The organism is Tritonibacter aquimaris (genome assembly GCF_009617595.1).
Classification (GTDB): domain Bacteria; phylum Pseudomonadota; class Alphaproteobacteria; order Rhodobacterales; family Rhodobacteraceae; genus Epibacterium; species Epibacterium aquimaris.
In genome coordinates, this window is record NZ_WIXK01000001.1 from 592,171 (window position 1) to 609,034 (window position 16,864).

The 16,864-nt window shown below is 57.7% G+C and carries 14 protein-coding genes; 3 read left to right on the forward strand and 11 right to left on the reverse strand.

Annotation, left to right across the window (positions count from 1 at the left end; all coding sequences use genetic code 11):
* Positions 1-50 precede the first annotated feature (50 nt).
* The 11 genes from GG681_RS02845 to GG681_RS02895 form a co-directional block, all read right to left on the reverse strand.
* Positions 51-827 (reverse strand): enoyl-CoA hydratase-related protein, encoded by a 777-nt coding sequence (locus GG681_RS02845; RefSeq protein WP_153544839.1) that lies wholly within the window; start codon positions 825-827, stop codon positions 51-53.
* Between the two features lie 81 nt (positions 828-908).
* Positions 909-1,409 carry a DUF2087 domain-containing protein gene (locus GG681_RS02850; RefSeq protein ID WP_153544841.1) on the reverse strand — a complete coding sequence of 167 codons (501 nt, stop codon included), beginning with the start codon at positions 1,407-1,409 and terminating at the stop codon, positions 909-911.
* Between the two features lie 173 nt (positions 1,410-1,582).
* On the reverse strand, positions 1,583-2,044 hold the full coding sequence (locus GG681_RS02855) for a cytochrome c-type biogenesis protein (RefSeq protein WP_153544843.1): 462 nt from the start codon (positions 2,042-2,044) through the stop codon (positions 1,583-1,585).
* Positions 2,041-4,005: a heme lyase CcmF/NrfE family subunit gene (locus GG681_RS02860; protein WP_153544845.1), complete on the reverse strand. Its 1,965-nt coding sequence runs from the start codon at positions 4,003-4,005 to the stop codon at positions 2,041-2,043. Before GG681_RS02860 ends, GG681_RS02855 begins: the two co-directional genes overlap by 4 nt.
* A gap of 137 nt (positions 4,006-4,142) precedes the next feature.
* Positions 4,143-4,691: a holin family protein gene (locus tag GG681_RS02865; RefSeq protein ID WP_153544847.1), complete on the reverse strand. Its 549-nt coding sequence runs from the start codon at positions 4,689-4,691 to the stop codon at positions 4,143-4,145.
* Entirely contained in the window at positions 4,682-5,293 is a 612-nt protein-coding gene (locus tag GG681_RS02870) for a holin-associated N-acetylmuramidase (RefSeq protein WP_153544849.1), read from the reverse strand. The genes GG681_RS02865 and GG681_RS02870 overlap by 10 nt, the downstream gene beginning before the upstream one ends.
* A gap of 322 nt (positions 5,294-5,615) precedes the next feature.
* A complete protein-coding gene (ccmE, locus tag GG681_RS02875; protein WP_153544851.1) occupies positions 5,616-6,059 on the reverse strand; it encodes a cytochrome c maturation protein CcmE in 444 nt (147 codons plus the stop codon).
* 50 nt (positions 6,060-6,109) lie between these two features.
* The gene (gene argC, locus GG681_RS02880) at positions 6,110-7,138 is read right to left on the reverse strand and encodes an N-acetyl-gamma-glutamyl-phosphate reductase (protein WP_153544853.1); all 1,029 of its coding nucleotides are present in this window, start codon (positions 7,136-7,138) and stop codon (positions 6,110-6,112) included.
* A 69-nt stretch (positions 7,139-7,207) separates the two neighbouring features.
* A complete protein-coding gene (locus GG681_RS02885; protein WP_153544855.1) occupies positions 7,208-8,017 on the reverse strand; it encodes a glutamate racemase in 810 nt (269 codons plus the stop codon).
* A 39-nt stretch (positions 8,018-8,056) separates the two neighbouring features.
* Positions 8,057-8,947, reverse strand: a complete 891-nt coding sequence (locus GG681_RS02890; protein ID WP_408057641.1) for a lysophospholipid acyltransferase family protein — start codon at positions 8,945-8,947, stop codon at positions 8,057-8,059.
* Between the two features lie 148 nt (positions 8,948-9,095).
* Positions 9,096-12,515, reverse strand: coding sequence for an indolepyruvate ferredoxin oxidoreductase family protein (locus GG681_RS02895; protein WP_153544857.1), 3,420 nt, complete (start codon positions 12,513-12,515; stop codon positions 9,096-9,098).
* Positions 12,516-12,686: 171 nt separating this feature from the next.
* On the opposite strand from GG681_RS02895, the gene GG681_RS02900 reads away from it, so the two are divergent.
* From GG681_RS02900 to GG681_RS02910, 3 genes are all read left to right on the forward strand, one after another.
* Positions 12,687-13,592, forward strand: a complete 906-nt coding sequence (locus GG681_RS02900) for a LysR family transcriptional regulator (RefSeq protein WP_153544858.1) — start codon at positions 12,687-12,689, stop codon at positions 13,590-13,592.
* Between the two features lie 509 nt (positions 13,593-14,101).
* Positions 14,102-16,261 (forward strand): phosphoribosylformylglycinamidine synthase subunit PurL, encoded by a 2,160-nt coding sequence (purL, locus tag GG681_RS02905; protein ID WP_153544860.1) that lies wholly within the window; start codon positions 14,102-14,104, stop codon positions 16,259-16,261.
* Positions 16,262-16,265: 4 nt separating this feature from the next.
* Positions 16,266-16,850 carry a hypothetical protein gene (locus GG681_RS02910; protein WP_328593241.1) on the forward strand — a complete coding sequence of 195 codons (585 nt, stop codon included), beginning with the start codon at positions 16,266-16,268 and terminating at the stop codon, positions 16,848-16,850.
* Positions 16,851-16,864 lie beyond the last annotated feature (14 nt).

Below are 16,864 nucleotides of genomic sequence, written 5' to 3' on the forward strand. Positions count from 1 at the left end.
GGCTGATCCAAAGTTGCAACCAGAGATAGCGAATTTACGCTAACGTTCGGTTATCGGCCTTCGAAATTTGGTGCACGTTTGTCGAGAAATGCGCTGATCCCTTCAAGGAAATCACGGCTTTTGCCAAGTTCCCCCTGCAGGTGCGCCTCAAGATCAAGCTGCGCTGCCAGATCATTGCTCGCACTGGCGCGCAGCGCCTGTTTGATGGCGCGAAAAGCGCAGCTTGGCCCCGCTGCAAGCTGGGCGGCCCGCCCACGCCAATGGGCGTCAAAACTGTCATCGCCCACCGCCTCATAGATCATGCCCCATTGGGCCGCCTGTGGCGCGGGGATCCGCTCTGCAAACAAAGCCGCCCCCATGGCACGCGCCATTCCCACTTTGCGCGGCATCACCCAGCTGCCGCCAAGATCAGGCATCAGCCCGATCCGGCTGAACGCCTGTGAAAAAAACGCAGATTGCGCTGCAATCACCACATCACAGGCCAGCGCCAGATTGGCCCCCGCACCCGCCGCCGCGCCGTTTACCGCCGCCAGCACCGGGATCTCCAGCGCCATCAGCGCGGTTAACATGGGCATATATTCGTCGCGCAGCACCCGTTCGATATCGATGTCATGGGCATTGCGCGCGTCCCCCAGATCCTGACCAGAACAAAACGCATCCCCCGCGCCGGTGATCACCAGCGCGCGCAGATCTTCGGGCAGATGCTGCAACAGATGGGTGATTTCAGCGCGCATCGCCGTATTGAGCGCATTCATCTTGTCCGGCCGGTTCAAGGTCAGAACCAGCAAGCCGCCGATGTGCTCGATTTTAATCGTGCGATACTCCATACCACCCCTTCCAATGCGCTATGCCAAATGCAATGCCGGGGTTCAGGCTGGCCCCAAATCCCGGCAATTGCAAAGGATAACCTAGCGTCGCGCCTTCACCGCCCGGATCAGGGCTGCGGCTTCTGGCGGCAAGGGGCGTTCAATACGGCGATAGACGCTGCCATCCAGATTACGCTCCATCGCGCCCAGTTCCACCAGCGCGCGCCGGATCTGCGCCGCATCGCGAAAGGCGGTTTCGGTATCAATCAGCGCGCTGATTTCGCGCTCGGTAAAGTTCTGGCGTGGTGGGATCGCCGCCCAGACCACCCAACAACACAGCTCCCGCACCCCGCGTTTATGGGGCCACTGCAACCAATGGCCCTCTTCGCTGAAATAGCGCAAAGCGCGCGCGACCTGTTTGTCATTGGCTTTGGGCACCGGTGTGTTGCGCGCCCGCAGGTGTTGATAATTGCGATAACCCGCCGCCCGCGCCACATGCGAAAGCATTTCGCTGTGGCTGGCGTCTGCGTCGATTTCCTTGCGCAGGGTTTTGGTAAATTGCGACAGATCACTGATGTTCAGCTGGATCACATCCCGAGACATGTTCATTCTCCTCGTGATACCACGGCCCATTTGAATGGTCAGGATGTCCGCCCTTATCCCGGGGTATCCGAAGACACGTCAGGAAAGATAATAAAACGCAGGTTTAGCAATTGGCGGAGCCTTGGTGAACTGCGGACCACGGCCCGTATACCAAGGCGCGCCCAGGCTGGCAATCATTCGTCCAAAATCGCCTTCAGCCGTGCTTTTTCGTCCTCACTCAGGGCTTCTTCGCTTTTGGCGGGGGCCTTGGAGCGGCTGCGGATAAAGCTGCCCCCAATGCCAAGCGCAATCAGCAGCATGATCGGCCCAGCGGCCCAAAGCATCCAGTTTGCGCCACTGACCGTGGGGCGCAGCAGCACATATTCGCCGTAGCGGTTGACGAGGTACTCCATCGCCTCAGTATCGCTGTCACCCGCCACCAGACGTTCGCGCAGCACCAGACGCAGATCGCGCGCCAGTTCGGCGTTTGATTCATCGATGCTTTCATTGCGACAGACCAGACAGCGCAAATCTTTTGACAAGATCCGCGCCCGTGCCTCAAGCGCGGGATCATCCAGCACCTCATCCGGTTCCACCGCCCATGCAGGCAGGCTGAGCGATGTGATCAAAGCAGCCATGAGCATCAGATGTTTCATTCCGCCGGAACCCCGCTTGCTTTGGTTTTGCGCGCACCCGCTGCAACGCGGAAACGGCGATCCGACAGGCTGAGAAGGCCACCAAGGGCCATCAGCAAACAGCCGCCCCAGATCCAGTTGGCCAGCGGTTTGATATAGGTGCGCATGGTCCAGCCGCCGTCTTTTTGCTGATCGCCAATCACCACATAGATGTCACGCAGGAACTGGTAATCAATGGCCGCCTCGGTGGTGGGCATACGCGCCACCGGATAGTCGCGTTTTTCCGGATAGAGCGTGGTCACCGCGCGACCGTTGCGCGTGACCTCAACCTTGGCGCGGGTGGCAAAATAGTTGGGGCCACGGTCGCGGCTGACGCCCTGCAGCACCAGCGTATAGGCCCCCACATCAAAGGGTTCATTCATCTGCGCCACACGAATGTCTTCGCGCTCCCAGGCCGTGAGGCCCGCAATGGCAAAGATGGTGATGCCAAGGCCGGAATGCGCCACCGCCTTGCCCCAATCGGCACGCGGCAGGCGCAAAATACGGTCCAAACGATTGCCGGATTTGCTGCGCAGCCACAGATCGGCAAAGGCTCCCATCACCATCCAACTGCCGAGAAACAGCCCAATCGGCCCCAGCATGGAACGCCCGCTTTGCAGCGTAAACGCCAGCAGCATCAGCGCAACCGCCAGTGCAAACACATAGCGCAGCTGCCAGCAGGTGCGACCCAGCTTGCCACGTTTCCACGGCAGCATCGCCCCGATGGGCATCACCAGGCCAAGCCCGACCATAAACGGGGTGAAAGCCATATTGAAAAATGGCGCCCCAACCGAGAGTTTGCGACCAAATGCCATTTCCGCCACCACAGGCCAAAGCGTGCCAAAGAACACAACAAAACAGCTGACTGCGAGCAGAATATTGTTCACCACCAGCCCGCTTTCACGGCTGACCAGCCCAAAGACGCCTTTGGCCTCCATTGCCTGCGCACGCATGGCAAACAGCGTCAGCGCACCGCCGGTGAACACAAAAATGATCACCAGAATGAAGATGCCGCGTTCAGGATCGGTGGCAAAAGCATGTACCGAGGTCAGCAGGCCTGAGCGCACAATAAAGGTGCCGATCAGCGAAAAGCCAAAGGCAAGGATCGCCAAAAGGATGGTCCAGCTTTTGAGCGCTTCACGCTTTTCCACCACAATCGCCGAATGCAGCAAGGCTGCAGCCAAAAGCCAGGGCATGAAGGATGCGTTTTCAACCGGATCCCAGAACCAGAACCCACCCCAGCCCAATTCATAATAAGCCCACCAGGATCCAAGCCCGATACCAATGGTAAGGAAAATCCACGCGGCCAACGTCCAGGGCCGCACCCAGCGCCCCCAGGCGGCATCAACCCGGCCTTCAATCAGCGCGGCCACCGCAAAGGAAAACGCCATCGAAAGCCCAACATAACCCAGATAGAGAAACGGCGGGTGAAACGCCAAGCCGGGATCCTGCAGCAGCGGATTGAGATCCTGCCCATCCATTGGCGGATAGGCCAGCCGGGTGAACGGGTTTGAGGTGAACAGGATAAAGCTGTAAAACGCCACGCCGATTGCCGCCTGCACTGCCAGCACTCGGGCCTTAAGCGTCGGTGGCAGCCCGCCGCCAAACACCGCAGCGGTTGCGCCAAACAGCGCCACAATCAGCACCCACAGATGCATCGAGCCCTCGTGGTTGCCCCAGGTGCCCGAGATCTTATAAAGCATCGGTTTCGCCGAATGGCTGTTTTGCATCACGATATTGATGGAAAAATCCGAGGTAATGAAACCCCACATCAACGCGCCAAAGGAAAACGCCACAAAGGCAAATTGCGCCTGCGCCGCCGGTTCCGCCATGGCCATCCAGCCAGGCCAGCGTTTATGCGCCCCCACAAGAGGCACCACCATTTGCACAATGGCGATCAGGAAGGCTAGGATCAGTGAAAAGTGGCCGAGCTCTGTAATCATAGATCGTGTATACGCCCTTGTGTGAGCCACGCCAATGGGCCTTAGGTCGCCTGCCCCTGCGCAGTTGGTCGCAGGTACGCATTCGTGAAAATGCTGTAGCGGAAATACTTGTTTTACCATGGCTTTCGCGCCCCTGTTCATGAGTTTCTCACGCGGCTTTGATGCCAGTCTTCCAGCGCCGGGTTGCGGCCCTGCCGGTCGGGAATGCGCGCGGGATGCTCGTTCAGGGTTGTGATTTCATGCAGGTTTTCCACCACCTGCGGCAGCCGTGCGAGGCTGCGGCTCAGGTCGCGGTGATAATCCTGCGATTTCAGCTGATGGCGCGCGCCAAAGTAAAAGGTGACAATCACCCCCAAGAGCCACCACAAGGGCTCGGGCACCAGGGCGACCCCTTGCATACGGGCGGCAAACCAGATCGGATCCACCATTGCCGCAACCAGCAGACCAAGGGTGCCAAAGGCCATCAACGGGCGTGGCAATCGGTTGAGCCCATCAATAAAGCGATCAAAATGGGTCTTGTTGCTCAGCTGCAGTTCAGCCCCCATCTGCGCCAATGCGGCCAGGCGCAGCTCTTGACTGCGGGCAGCGGCATCATCGGCGTTTTCGCCAAAAACGGTGGCAGTGTCGCGGATCACATTGCGGCCGCCGCCAAACAACATGCCAAACAGCGTCTGTATCATCCCCATGGTGCCACCCGTGCGTTAAATTCTGCCGTGCTAAGGTGGTAGCGCTTTGAGATGAACTCTTCTGAGCGTTTGATCCAGCCACCTTTGCGCCCCGTGCGACTGCGGACATATTTGCGCGAGCTGGGCCTACGATCGCCAATGGCAAAGTAATAGTTGCGCCGCGCAATCCCATAAGCGTCGCGTAGGGCGGACACATTCACATCCGCGGCGGCGCGACAGGCGCGTGTGGTTTTGGGACCAATGCGGCCATCCACCTTAAGCGCATAGCCCATCTGCACCAGCACCCTTTGCAGAATACGCACCGCATTGCGGCCTGCGTTGACGCTCATATCAAAAACGCTGTCCTGAATTTCTGCGGGCAGCAGATCGATGCGCGGGGCCTTGTAGTAGTGATCAACAAAAATACGAAGCGCGTCGCGTTTTTCGAGCAGTTTGAGATCGTGATGATCAATGCGCCCATCGCCGGTTTTATCGTGGCCGTAGCGTTTCAGAGTGGCAAGGGTAACGCCGTATTTGGTGGCCCCGCCGGGATCATCCGCATCGTTCACATAACCGCCTTCGCGGGCAATGATATCGCGGGCAATGTCGTAGATATGTTGCATGGCTCTGCTCCTTTTGCTTGGGAACAGGCTGGCAGTATGGGTTTAACAGAAGTGAACCGGCGCGCGCGCAGGTCCGGCAACGCGTGGTCTATAGCATTGGAATATCTAATGTTTCAGGCGGTGCGCCCTGTTGCATTGGCGGAGGCTCTCCCGCCTGTGCGTGTCTGCGACACTGGTCCAGTTGGGGGTGGCGCCGCGCAAGGCGCGGCGCGCGGCCCAAGGCAAAACGCCGTCCCAGATTTATCTGGGGCGGCGTCTTTGGGGCGGGAGCACCTCGCCCTTTGATACTGGGTGAAACAGGTGTGGCAAAACCTGCCCCGGCTTAGCTGTCGTGTTCTTGATAGACGCCCTGCTCTTTCAGCGCGTCGACCACCTCTTTGGGCATATAGGTCTCATCATGTTTGGCGAGGATTTCGCTGGCTTCAAACACGCCATCAATATAACGCCCGGTGCCCACCATGCCCTGGTTCTCTTCAAAAAGATCGGGCAGCACGCCGGAAAACACCACCTGCACCGTGGCACCACCATCGGTCACGGAAAATCGCACCTCATGGCCTTCGCCGCGCACCAGGCTGCCCTCTTCGACCAGCCCGCCAATGCGAAACACCTCAGAAGGCGATGGCGGCTCTTCCATCACCTGGCTGGGCGAGCGGAAGAAATTAATCCCATCCCGCATCGCATAGCCAATCAACCCGGTGGCCAAAACCAGCGCCACGGTGGCGGCGGCAATCACCTGAATGCGTCGTTGTTTCTTGAGCGTCTTCATCTGCCTGGACCGAGCGTGCCCTCAGCTGGCGCGCTCGCCTCTTGGTTGGTTTAGGGGAACAGCGGGGCCATCATCAGACCTGCTGTCTCCTCTTCACCTAACATGAGGTTCGCATTCTGCAAGGCCTGGCCACTGCTACCTTTTGTCAGGTTATCCAGTGCCGCAATCACAATTGCACGGCCCTCAATGCGGTCAGCGACCACACCAATGTGGCAGAAGTTCGACCCGCGAATGTGGCGGGTTGATGGCGCTTCACCCAGGGGCAGAAGTTCAATAAAGGGTTCGCTTTCATAGGCTTGCGCGAATGTCTTATGGATCTCTTCGGCGTTGCCTTTGACGTAGGTTGTGGCCAGGATGCCGCGGTTTGCAGGCACCAGATGTGGGGTGAATTGGATCTTCACCGGCCGGCCTGCAATTTTGGAAAATTCCTGGTCAAATTCACCCAGATGCCGGTGGGTGCCGCCCACCGCATAGGCGTGATAGCCCTCGGACAGTTCCGCATGCAGCAGATTTTCCTTAAGCGCACGGCCCGCGCCAGAGACGGCGCATTTCAGATCGAGGATGATTTCATCCAGATCAATCACACCCGCCGCAATCAAGGGGCGCAGAACGAACTGGCCGGTGGCCGCATTACAGCCGGTGCCCGCCACAAGCCGCGCGGCTTTGATTTCCTCACGGTAAAATTCGGTCAACCCATAGACCGCGTCACCTTGCAGCTCCACGGCCGCATGGGGGTTGCCGTACCATTTTTCATATTCATCCGGGTCCCGCAGACGGAAATCAGCCGAAAGATCAACGATTTTCAGATCTTTGGGCAGCGCGCTGATCACTTCCTGGCTGGTTTTATGCGGCAGCGCACAGAAACACAGATCGATTTTTGAAAAATCGATTTCGCCGATTTTGCAAAGGGTTGGCAAATCAAGGTGACGCAGATGCGGAAAGACCTCTGCCATTTCCAGCCCGGCTTTACGCTCGGCTGCGAGGGCTGCGATTTTGATGGAAGGGTGCTGAGAAATCAGCCGTACCAATTCGGCGCCGGTGTAGCCGGATGCGCCAAGAATAGCCACATTATGGGTCATGTCGTCACTCTGTCTGAAAGGGGTGGCTGCGGCGCAGATCGCCGCAGAGATGCGTTTGAGAAATCGCCCTTAGGCGGATTGAAAATTGATTTCTCGTCGCAAAAACTGGGTCGCGCGGGCGCTGACACGCGCAGGATCGCCGGTGGTGTAAAAACCACCCTCGCCAGAGCCAAGCATATCCGGGTGGCGGGTGAGATAATCGCCAAGACTGTCGGCCACCAAATCGCCCTGGCTGTAGACTTTGACGCTGTCACCAAGCGCCTTTTGGAAGATCTCTTCCATCAGCGGGTAATGGGTGCAGCCCAAAATCGCCGCCTCAGGCGCGGGCATTTTGCGCATCAGCGCATCCACATGGCTGCGCACCAAGGCTTCGGCCAGGATCAGATCGCCATCTTCGATCGCGTCGACCACACCGCCGCAGGCCTGGGCTTCGACGTCAACACCAATGGCGCGGAAGGCGAGTTCGCGCTGAAAGGCGCGGCTGGCCACGGTTGCAGGGGTGGCAAACAGCGCCACATGTTTGACTTCGACCTCACGCGGGGGAGAATTGTCGCCCCATTCCCGTTCGGTCAGCGCTTCGATCAGGGGAACAAATACACCCAGCACCCGCTTGCCTTCGGGCAGGCCGTTTTCCTGCATCCGGCGCAGCGCTGCCGCAGAGGCGGTGTTACAGGCCAGGATCACCAGATCGCAGCCTTTGTCCCACATGCTTTCGACGGCCGCTTTGGTCAGCTGGTACACATCTTCTGCATCGCGCACCCCATAAGGTGCGTGGGCATTGTCGCCGTAATAGAGAAACTCCACCTCCGGCAGATGTTTCTGCGCCGCGTTAAAGACGGTCAGCCCGCCCAAGCCGGAATCAAAGATGCCTACTGCCAATGTACCCTCTTTTACCCTCTCTCAAGTCTTGCCTCTGCGTCAGGCGCGAAGGCGGTGTTTGGCCTCGAATTCATAGCCGTAATCCAAGGAATTCAACGGTGTTGGAGACAGCTCATACGTGGCTTTGCGCAGGAAATCCATCATTGCTTTGCCGTCCTTGGACAATGGTGTCAGGATATCACGTTCAATTGGTTTGCCAATCACAACATTTACCGGGCAATCGACCCGGCGGCGGAACTCCTGAATGAGCAGCCCCATGCGCAATGTATTGTGCAGATGGCTGGCGATCTGAAACAGGCGCGAGGTGTGGCCTTCAAAAAACACCGGCACCACAACGGCGTTGGATTTGGCAATCATACGGGCGGTAAAGCTGCGCCAACCCGGATCCATCGGATGGGAAAACGGGGTGGCGGCCGTGCTGACGGTGCCGCCGGGGAAAATGCCAATGGCACCGCCCGCGCCCAGCAGATCCAGCGCATCCTTGCGGGTTTGCAGATTGGTGCGCATCGCCTCTTTGGTTTCGGCAAAATCAACCGGCAACACCACCTGATTAAGATCGGGGGCCTTGCGAAACACCTGATGCGCCAGAATGCGGAAATCACCGCGGGTCTTGGCCAGAATATAGCCCATCATCATCCCATCAAGAATGCCATAGGGGTGATTGGCAATCAGGATCACCGGGCGATCGCGCGGGATATTGGCCAGCGCGCCATCCACCACATTCAGCGACAGCCCATAGCGGGCGGTCATGACTTCCCAGAAGTTTTCACCCGAGGCGACCTCAGCTTCATAGCCTTGCGCGCGGCGGATCAGTCGCAGCCGACCGGTGGTGTTTTCCATCATACGGATCAACACCCGGCCCGAACGGGTTTCGGCGGAATGGGCGTATGAGATGTCACGCGCGATTTGTCTGCTGCTGATCTCGGACACGGTTGAGGATGCTGTACGGGGCTGTGCGGGTTTCAAAACGTCTCGGTCTTTTTTCAAAACTGCGGGCTGGAGGCAGACATAAGGCAAGGCAGCGGAACTGCCCAGCACTTATGCATCTGTTGGTGAACGCAGGCTATCACGCGTGTGCCTATTGTGCCGCGACAGCCAGATCGGCGCTGTGTTGTTTGAGCGCCGCAATCAGGGCTGCGCGTTCTTCGGCTGCATCTGCCGCACTGGCAAGTTTGACCGGGCCAAAGCCGCGAATCTCCAGCGGCAACCTGGCCAGCGCCACCAACGTGTCGTGATTGTGGGCGCTGTGATCGGGCAACCAGCGTTTGAGATCGCGTTCATATTGGCGGATAAGCTGTCGTTCCAGCCTGCGCTCAGCGCTATAGCCAAACAGATCCAGCGGCGTTGCCCGCAGCAATTTCATCCGCGCAAGCAGCGGCAGGAAACGGGTGAACATCTTGCCATAGCGTTGTTTTTTGGCGCGCCCTGTGTGGTTGGTTTTGGCCAGAAACGGCGGCGCAAGGTGGTAGGTCAGCTCCAGATCCCCGTCGAATTCGGCTTCGGCCTGTGCGCGAGTTTTCAGCAATAGCCGCGCGACCTCATATTCATCCTTATAGGTCAGCAGCTTGTGATAGCCCTCGGCAACGGCTTCGCGCAGCTCTGCATCCTCGATGGTGTTGAGCCGCTTCAGATAGCGCCGCGACAGGGCCGCACCTTGGTAGGCTCGCAGATGTGCGGCGCGAAAGGCGATTTTCTCTGCGAGCGTTTTGCGGGTGTTGTCGACGGTCGGCGTGATCAGGGCTGTGGCCTCATCCGGATGCAGCACCGCCCAGCGACCGATATCAAAGGCGCGTGTGTTGCGTTCAACATGGGTGCCATTGAGGGTGATCGCCTGATGGATCGCATCAAGGCTGATCGGCAATAGGCCGCGCTGCCAGCTGGCGCCAAAGATCATCATGTTGGAGTAAATCGAATCTCCCATGGTGATGCGGGCCAGATCTGAAGCATCAAACAGATCAACACCCTCGCGCAAGCGGGCAGTCAACGCCAGCTGCAGCTCTTCGCCCGGAATGCGGAAACTGCGGTCGCGGGTGAAATCACCGGTGACGATTTCATGGCTGTTGACCACGGCACCGGTGCGCCCCTGCGCGGTGAGGCCCAGGGTTTTGGCCCCGGCGCTGACCACAAGATCACCGCCAATCAGCGCATCGGCTTCGCCGGTAGCCACGCGGATTGCGCTGATATCTGCGGGGTCATTTGCCAGACGGCAATGAATATGCACCGCGCCGCCTTTTTGGGCGAGCCCGGCCATTTCCATCATGCCGGCCCCGAGCCCATCAATTTGTGCGGCCTGCGCAAGAATGGCACCGATGGTCACAACACCGGTGCCACCAACGCCGGTGATCACCACATTATGGGTGCCGTTAATTGTGGGAAGCTGAGGCATGGGAAGATCGGGCAGATCCAGATCGGCGGTGGCGGTTTTGCGGATCTTTGCGCCTTTGATCGTCACAAAGGACGGGCAAAACCCATCAACGCAGGAGAAATCCTTGTTGCAGGAAGATTGATCAATTGCGCGCTTGCGGCCCAGTTCGGTTTCGACCGGCACGATTGACACGCAATTGGATTGCACCCCGCAATCACCGCAGCCTTCGCAGATGTCGGTGTTGATAAAGACGCGCTGATCCGGGTCCGGAAACTGCCCTTTTTTGCGACGACGGCGTTTTTCGGCGGCGCAGGTCTGCACATATAAAAGGACCGAAACACCCTCTACGCTGGCGAGCTCTTCCTGCACCTGCATCATATCGGCGCGTTCATGCAGGCTGACACCGTTGGGGAAACGGTTCAGGTCCAGATCTTCCTTGGCGTCATAGACCACCGCCAGACGGCTGACGCCCATGGCGCGCAGCTCATCAGCAATGCGATACGGGGTGAGCCCGCCTTCAGCCGGCTGGCCACCGGTCATCGCCACCGCATCATTATAGAGGATCTTATAGGTGATACTGGTGCCTTCGGCCAAAGCGGCGCGGATCGCCAGAATGCCGGAGTGATTGTAGGTGCCATCACCCAGATTTTGAAACACATGGGTGCGGTTGGAAAACGGCGCTTCGCCAATCCAATTCGCGCCTTCCGCGCCCATATGGGTAAAGCCCAGAGTAGAACGATCCATCCACTGCGCCATAAAGTGACAGCCAATGCCCGCATAAGCGCGGCTGCCATCGGGCACGCGGGTTGAACTGTTGTGCGGACAGCCCGAGCAGAAATAAGGCGTGCGGCTGGTGATTTCGCGGGCGTTATCGGCGCGCCGTGCTTCATGCAAGGTGGCAAGCCCGGCTTGAATGGCCTCAGTATCGCGGCCTTCTTCGGCGAAAATCGCGCCGAGTTTTTCAGCAATCATAATGGGATCAAGCGCGAATTTGGTGGGAAACAGCTCTTCGCGGTGCATGGTGCCCGCGCCGCCTTTGTACCAGCCATAAACCCGGCGGCCACGGCGATCATCAAAGATGGCTTCCTTGATCTGGATCTCGATCAGTTTGCGCTTTTCTTCGACCACAATGATCAGATCGAGCCCTTCGGCCCAGTCGTGAAAACCTTTCATATCCATCGGCCAGACCTGCCCCACCTTGTAGGTGGTGATCCCCAGCCGTTCGGCCATGGTTTCATCAATATTCAAAAGCTTGAGCGCATGGGTCAGATCGAGCCAGTTTTTACCCGCAGCAACCAGACCGATTTTGGCACCGGGTTTGCCCCAGTGGCGGCGATCCATTTTATTGGCATGGGAAAACGCCTCAGCCGCGAAACGTTTGTATTCAATAATGCGGTCTTCCTGGCGGAACCGATCATCATCCAGCCGAATGTTGAGCCCATCTGCAGGCATGTCAAATTCAGGCGTGATGAGTTTCATGCGCTCTGGATCACCATCCACAACCGAGGTGACCTCGATCGTGTCTTTCATGGTTTTGAGGCCGACCCAAAGGCCGGAAAACCGTGACAGCGCATAGCCGTAGATGCCGTAATCCAGTATTTCCTGCACCCCAGCGGGGCTGACAATCGGCAGGTAGCAATCCAGCAAAGACCATTCGGATTGATGCAGCACAGATGAGCTTTCGCCGGTGTGATCATCGCCCATTGCCACCAGCACGCCGCCGTGTTTGGATGAGCCCGCCATATTGGCATGTCTGAGCGCATCGCCAGATCGGTCCACCCCCGGCCCCTTGCCATACCAAAGGCCAAACACCCCATCAAAGCGCCCTTCCCCGCGCACTTCGGCCTGTTGCGCCCCCCAGATGGCAGTGACGGCAAGATCTTCGTTCAGCCCGTATTGAAATCGGACATCCGCGTCTTTGAGCTGGCGTTCGGCCCGCACCATCTGCAGATCCACCGCGCCCAAGGGCGATCCACGATAGCCGGTTACCAATCCGGCGGTGTTGAGCCCCGCGCCGCGATCACGTTCCTTTTGCATCAGCATCAAGCGCACCAGCGCCTGGGTGCCATTCAGCAGAATTGGGGATTGGTTCAGATCATATTTATCAGTCAGTGATATCCTTTGCTGGCTCATCATATCCTCCTCACATGATCAGCTTGCCTCTGGAATCTTCATTGTGGGTCAGGATATGTGACCTGAATAGAGGTTTTTTCGCCACGACGGGGCAAACGTGCCGTCACAAAATGGAAATAGGTGACAAAAAGTTCTATATTCGAGCAAACAACAACACAAAACGAGCGCGCCATGGATTGGGATAAGTTACGGATTTTTCACGCTGTTGCAGATGCAGGCAGTTTGACCCATGCCGGAGACAAGCTGAATTTGTCTCAATCGGCTGTAAGCCGTCAGATCCGTGCGCTTGAAGAGCGGTTGAACGCAACTTTGTTTCACCGCCATGCGCGGGGATTGATTCTTACTGAGCAGGGCGAATTGCTGTTTGAGGCCACCGGCTCCATGAGCCAGCGCCTCGAAGCGGCGGCGGCACGTATTCGCGACAGCGAAGAAGAAGTGTTTGGCCAACTGCGCGTCACCACCACCTTTGGCTTTGGCACGCTGTGGCTCGCGCCGCGTCTGACCAAACTTTATGAGATCTATCCCAACCTCAACATCGATCTGATGCTGGAAGAACGGGTGCTGGATCTGCCGATGCGCGAGGCCGATGTGGCCATTCGCATGAAAGAGCCAAGCCAGGCGGATCTGATCCGCAAGCGACTGATGACGGTAAAGATGCAGATGTATGCGTCTGAAAGCTATCTGGAAAATCATGGCACCCCGCTCAAACCTGAGGATATGAAAGATCACCGACTGATCTGTCAGAACCCCCATGCGTCGCAGGTGGGCGCGGCCGCGTTGATGATCAAACGGCTGATGGTGCATAATCCCGCGTCACTGCTGAACGTGAACAACTATTTTGGTGTGCTGCAGGCGGTGGTGCATGATCTGGGCATTGGCATCCTGCCCGACTACGTCACCGAGGATTTCCCGGCCCTGGTTGAGGTGCATCTGCAAGATGAGGTGCAAGATGTGCCAGTTTACCTTGCCTACCCCGAAGAGCTGCGCCATTCACGCCGCGTTGCTGCGTTCCGGGATTTTGTTCAAAGTGAGATTATTGAACACCGCAAACACATGAAAGAATTGGGCAAACTTTAAGCCCGATTTTCAAGCCTGAATGAGCCATGCACATGGCGCATATCCGCCCTGCGTAAATTCGGCATTAATAGACTTGAAGGGATATAGGAGACTCCCTAAATGGGACTCATGAAGGCGCGGCGAACGCCGACTTTCATACCTCCCTGTTGGACTTCGGCCGAGCTTAGTGCTCGGCCTTTTTTTTCGCGCGCGGCCAGCAATTGTATCCGTTAGGGATGCGCGTGTTTTACCTAGCTTTTGCGCAATTAAAGCTCTCATCCAAGTCTTTGCAGTAAAACGCCAGTGCCCCGGCGGGATTTGGTGATAAAATCCGCGTATTTTTGGCGGGTCTGCATAATTTTCGAGCACTCTTTGTGGGAGTTTCGCGCGGCGATATCAATTTTGAGCTGCGAATCTTGGGCTGAAACAGCAGCTGATGCATGGATAGGGCTTGAAAATGCTCTTTTGGCTTTTCCAATCGCAGCACTTGTCTTAAAAGGCGCGCAAACTCAGCCATCGGGAAGAAAAGCATGCAGGAACCAGCCATCACGCCTGAACTGATCGAGAGTCACGGGTTGAAGCCCGACGAATACGATCTGATCCTTGAGATCATCGGACGTGAGCCGACCTTTACGGAGCTGGGTATCTTCTCGGCGATGTGGAACGAGCACTGCTCTTATAAGTCCTCCAAGAAATGGCTGCGCACCCTCCCGACCGATGGCCCGCAGGTGATCTGTGGTCCCGGTGAAAACGCGGGCATCATCGATATTGGTGATGGCGATGCGGTTGTCTTTAAGATGGAGAGCCACAACCACCCGTCCTACATTGAGCCCTATCAGGGTGCGGCCACCGGTGTTGGCGGCATTCTGCGCGACGTGTTCACCATGGGTGCGCGTCCGATTGCATCAATGAATGCGCTGTCCTTTGGTGAGCCGAGCCACCACAAGACCCGCCAGCTGGTAAACGGCGTGGTCGAAGGTGTAGGCGGCTATGGCAACTGTTTTGGTGTGCCTTGTGCCGGCGGCGAAGTGCGCTTCCACCCGGCTTATAACGGCAACTGCCTGGTGAATGCTTTTGCCGCGGGTCTGGCGAAATCTGACAGCATTTTCTACTCGGCGGCGTCGGGTGTTGGCATGCCGGTTGTGTATCTGGGTGCAAAAACCGGCCGTGACGGTGTTGGTGGGGCCACGATGGCCTCGGCTGAATTTGACGACACGATTGAAGAAAAACGCCCCACCGTTCAGGTTGGTGATCCGTTTACCGAAAAACGCCTGATGGAAGCCACGCTGGAGCTGATGCAGACCGGTGCGGTGATTTCGATCCAGGATATGGGCGCGGCTGGTCTGACCTGTTCTGCGGTTGAAATGGGCGACAAGGGCGGTTTGGGTGTCAAACTGAACCTCGAAGATGTGCCCCAGCGCGAAGAGAATATGACAGCCTATGAAATGATGCTGTCGGAATCTCAGGAACGCATGCTGATGGTTCTGAAGCCAGAGCTGGAAGCCGAAGCCAAAGCTGTGTTTGTCAAATGGGATCTGGATTTCGCCATCGTGGGTGAAACCATCGCGGAAGACCGCTTCCTGATCTTGCACAATGGCGACGTAAAAGCAGATCTGCCACTGTCGAAACTGTCGTCTTCGGCACCTGAATATGACCGTCCGTGGGTGGCAACACCTGCAGCCGCAGAGCTGGCGGATGTTCCGGAAATCGATCCTGTTGAAGGCCTGAAAGCGCTGATTTCTTCGCCGAATTATGCGGGCAAACAGTGGGTCTATGAACAATATGACACCACCGTCATGGGTGACACCCAGCAGCGCCCCGGTGCTTCTGCGGGTCTGATCCGTGTGCATGGCACCGACAAGAAACTGGCGTTCACATCCGATGTAACCCCGCGTTACGTCAAGGCGAACCCGGTTGAAGGTGGCAAACAGGCGGTGGCCGAAGCCTACCGTAACCTGACATCTGTTGGCGCGAAGCCTTTGGCAACCACCGACAACCTGAACTTTGGCAACCCGGAAAAGCCCGAAATCATGGGCCAGTTCGTGGGCGCAATCCAAGGCATCGGCGAAGCGGTAGCCGCGCTTGATGTGCCAATCGTTTCCGGCAACGTGTCGCTTTATAATGAAACCGACGGTCAGGGCATTCTGCCCACCCCCACCATTGGGGCCGTGGGTCTGATTGCCGCTGATGAAGAGCCGATCATTGGCGAAGCGCGCGACGGTCATGTGGCGTTGCTGATTGGGGAAACCCAGGGCCATCTGGGCCAATCCGCCCTGCTCGCCGAAGCGTTCAAGCGTGAAGACGGTGATGCGCCTGCGGTTGATCTGGATGCAGAAAAACGCAACGGTGAATTCATTCGCGAAAACCGCGCGTTGATCAAAGCCTGTACCGATCTGGCTGATGGCGGTCTGGCGCTGGCTGCGTTTGAACTGGCTGAGGCTGGTCAGGTTGGGGTGCAGCTGGATGCGGGCGATACCGCGACGCTCTTTGGTGAAGATCAGGCGCGCTATCTGGTGGCCTGTAACTTTGATCAGGCCGAAGCGCTGATGCTGGCCGCGGGTCAGGCCGGGGTGCCGATTGCAAGCGTTGGTAAGTTTACCGGCGATAGCGTGAAATTTGGCGGATCAGAAGCCCCCCTTGCAGAGCTGGCGGAGATCTACCGCACCAGCTTTGCGGCGGCGGTGGCCTAAGACCGTGCTGAAAGACCAGACTGGCCCATCACAGGTGGGCCAGCCTGAACCTGATGGGATCACAGCGGTGACAAACCTGCCTGTTCTGACCCATGATTGCAGCCGCTGCGCCGCCCTGTGTTGTGTGGCCTACCCTTTTGACAAGGGCCGTGAATTTGCGCTGCAAAAAGAGGGCGACAGCCCCTGCCCCAATCTAAATGGATCCAGTGGTTGCAGCGTGCATTGTTCGCTGAATGAAATGGGTTTTAGCGGCTGTGTGGCCTATTCCTGCGCCGGTGCGGGGCAGCGGGTCACACAAGAGCTGTTTGACGGCGAAAGCTGGCATGATGATCCCGATCTATTGCACCATATGACCTATGCGCTCAGGGTGTTGCGGCCCATTCACGAGGCTTTGCTGATCCTGAACGAAGCGCTGGAAATCCCAATGCCTGCGGACCTGCGCCGCGACTGCACCGCGCTGATTGCGGCGCTGTGCCCGGCTGAGGATCGCTCCATCTGGGATTTTGAAGAGCCCGAGGTACAAGAGGCGCTGGCAGAGGTACCAGATTTCCTGCCCAAGCTTGCGCCTTATGTAATCTCTGACTGCTAATCTGCTTGCAGTAG

Bases quoted from the DNA above. Each gene is read 5' to 3' on its own strand.
- GG681_RS02845 (WP_153544839.1), bottom strand. From the start codon at position 827: ATGGAGTATCGCACGATTAAAATCGAGCACATCGGCGGCTTGCTGGTT.
- GG681_RS02850 (WP_153544841.1), bottom strand. From the start codon at position 1,409: ATGTCTCGGGATGTGATCCAGCTGAACATCAGTGATCTGTCGCAATTT.
- GG681_RS02855 (WP_153544843.1), bottom strand. From the start codon at position 2,044: ATGAAACATCTGATGCTCATGGCTGCTTTGATCACATCGCTCAGCCTG.
- GG681_RS02860 (WP_153544845.1), bottom strand. From the start codon at position 4,005: ATGATTACAGAGCTCGGCCACTTTTCACTGATCCTAGCCTTCCTGATC.
- GG681_RS02865 (WP_153544847.1), bottom strand. From the start codon at position 4,691: ATGGGGATGATACAGACGCTGTTTGGCATGTTGTTTGGCGGCGGCCGC.
- GG681_RS02870 (WP_153544849.1), bottom strand. From the start codon at position 5,293: ATGCAACATATCTACGACATTGCCCGCGATATCATTGCCCGCGAAGGC.
- ccmE (WP_153544851.1), bottom strand. From the start codon at position 6,059: ATGAAGACGCTCAAGAAACAACGACGCATTCAGGTGATTGCCGCCGCC.
- argC (WP_153544853.1), bottom strand. From the start codon at position 7,138: ATGACCCATAATGTGGCTATTCTTGGCGCATCCGGCTACACCGGCGCC.
- GG681_RS02895 (WP_153544857.1), bottom strand. From the start codon at position 12,515: ATGAGCCAGCAAAGGATATCACTGACTGATAAATATGATCTGAACCAA.
- GG681_RS02900 (WP_153544858.1), top strand. From the start codon at position 12,687: ATGGATTGGGATAAGTTACGGATTTTTCACGCTGTTGCAGATGCAGGC.
- purL (WP_153544860.1), top strand. From the start codon at position 14,102: ATGCAGGAACCAGCCATCACGCCTGAACTGATCGAGAGTCACGGGTTG.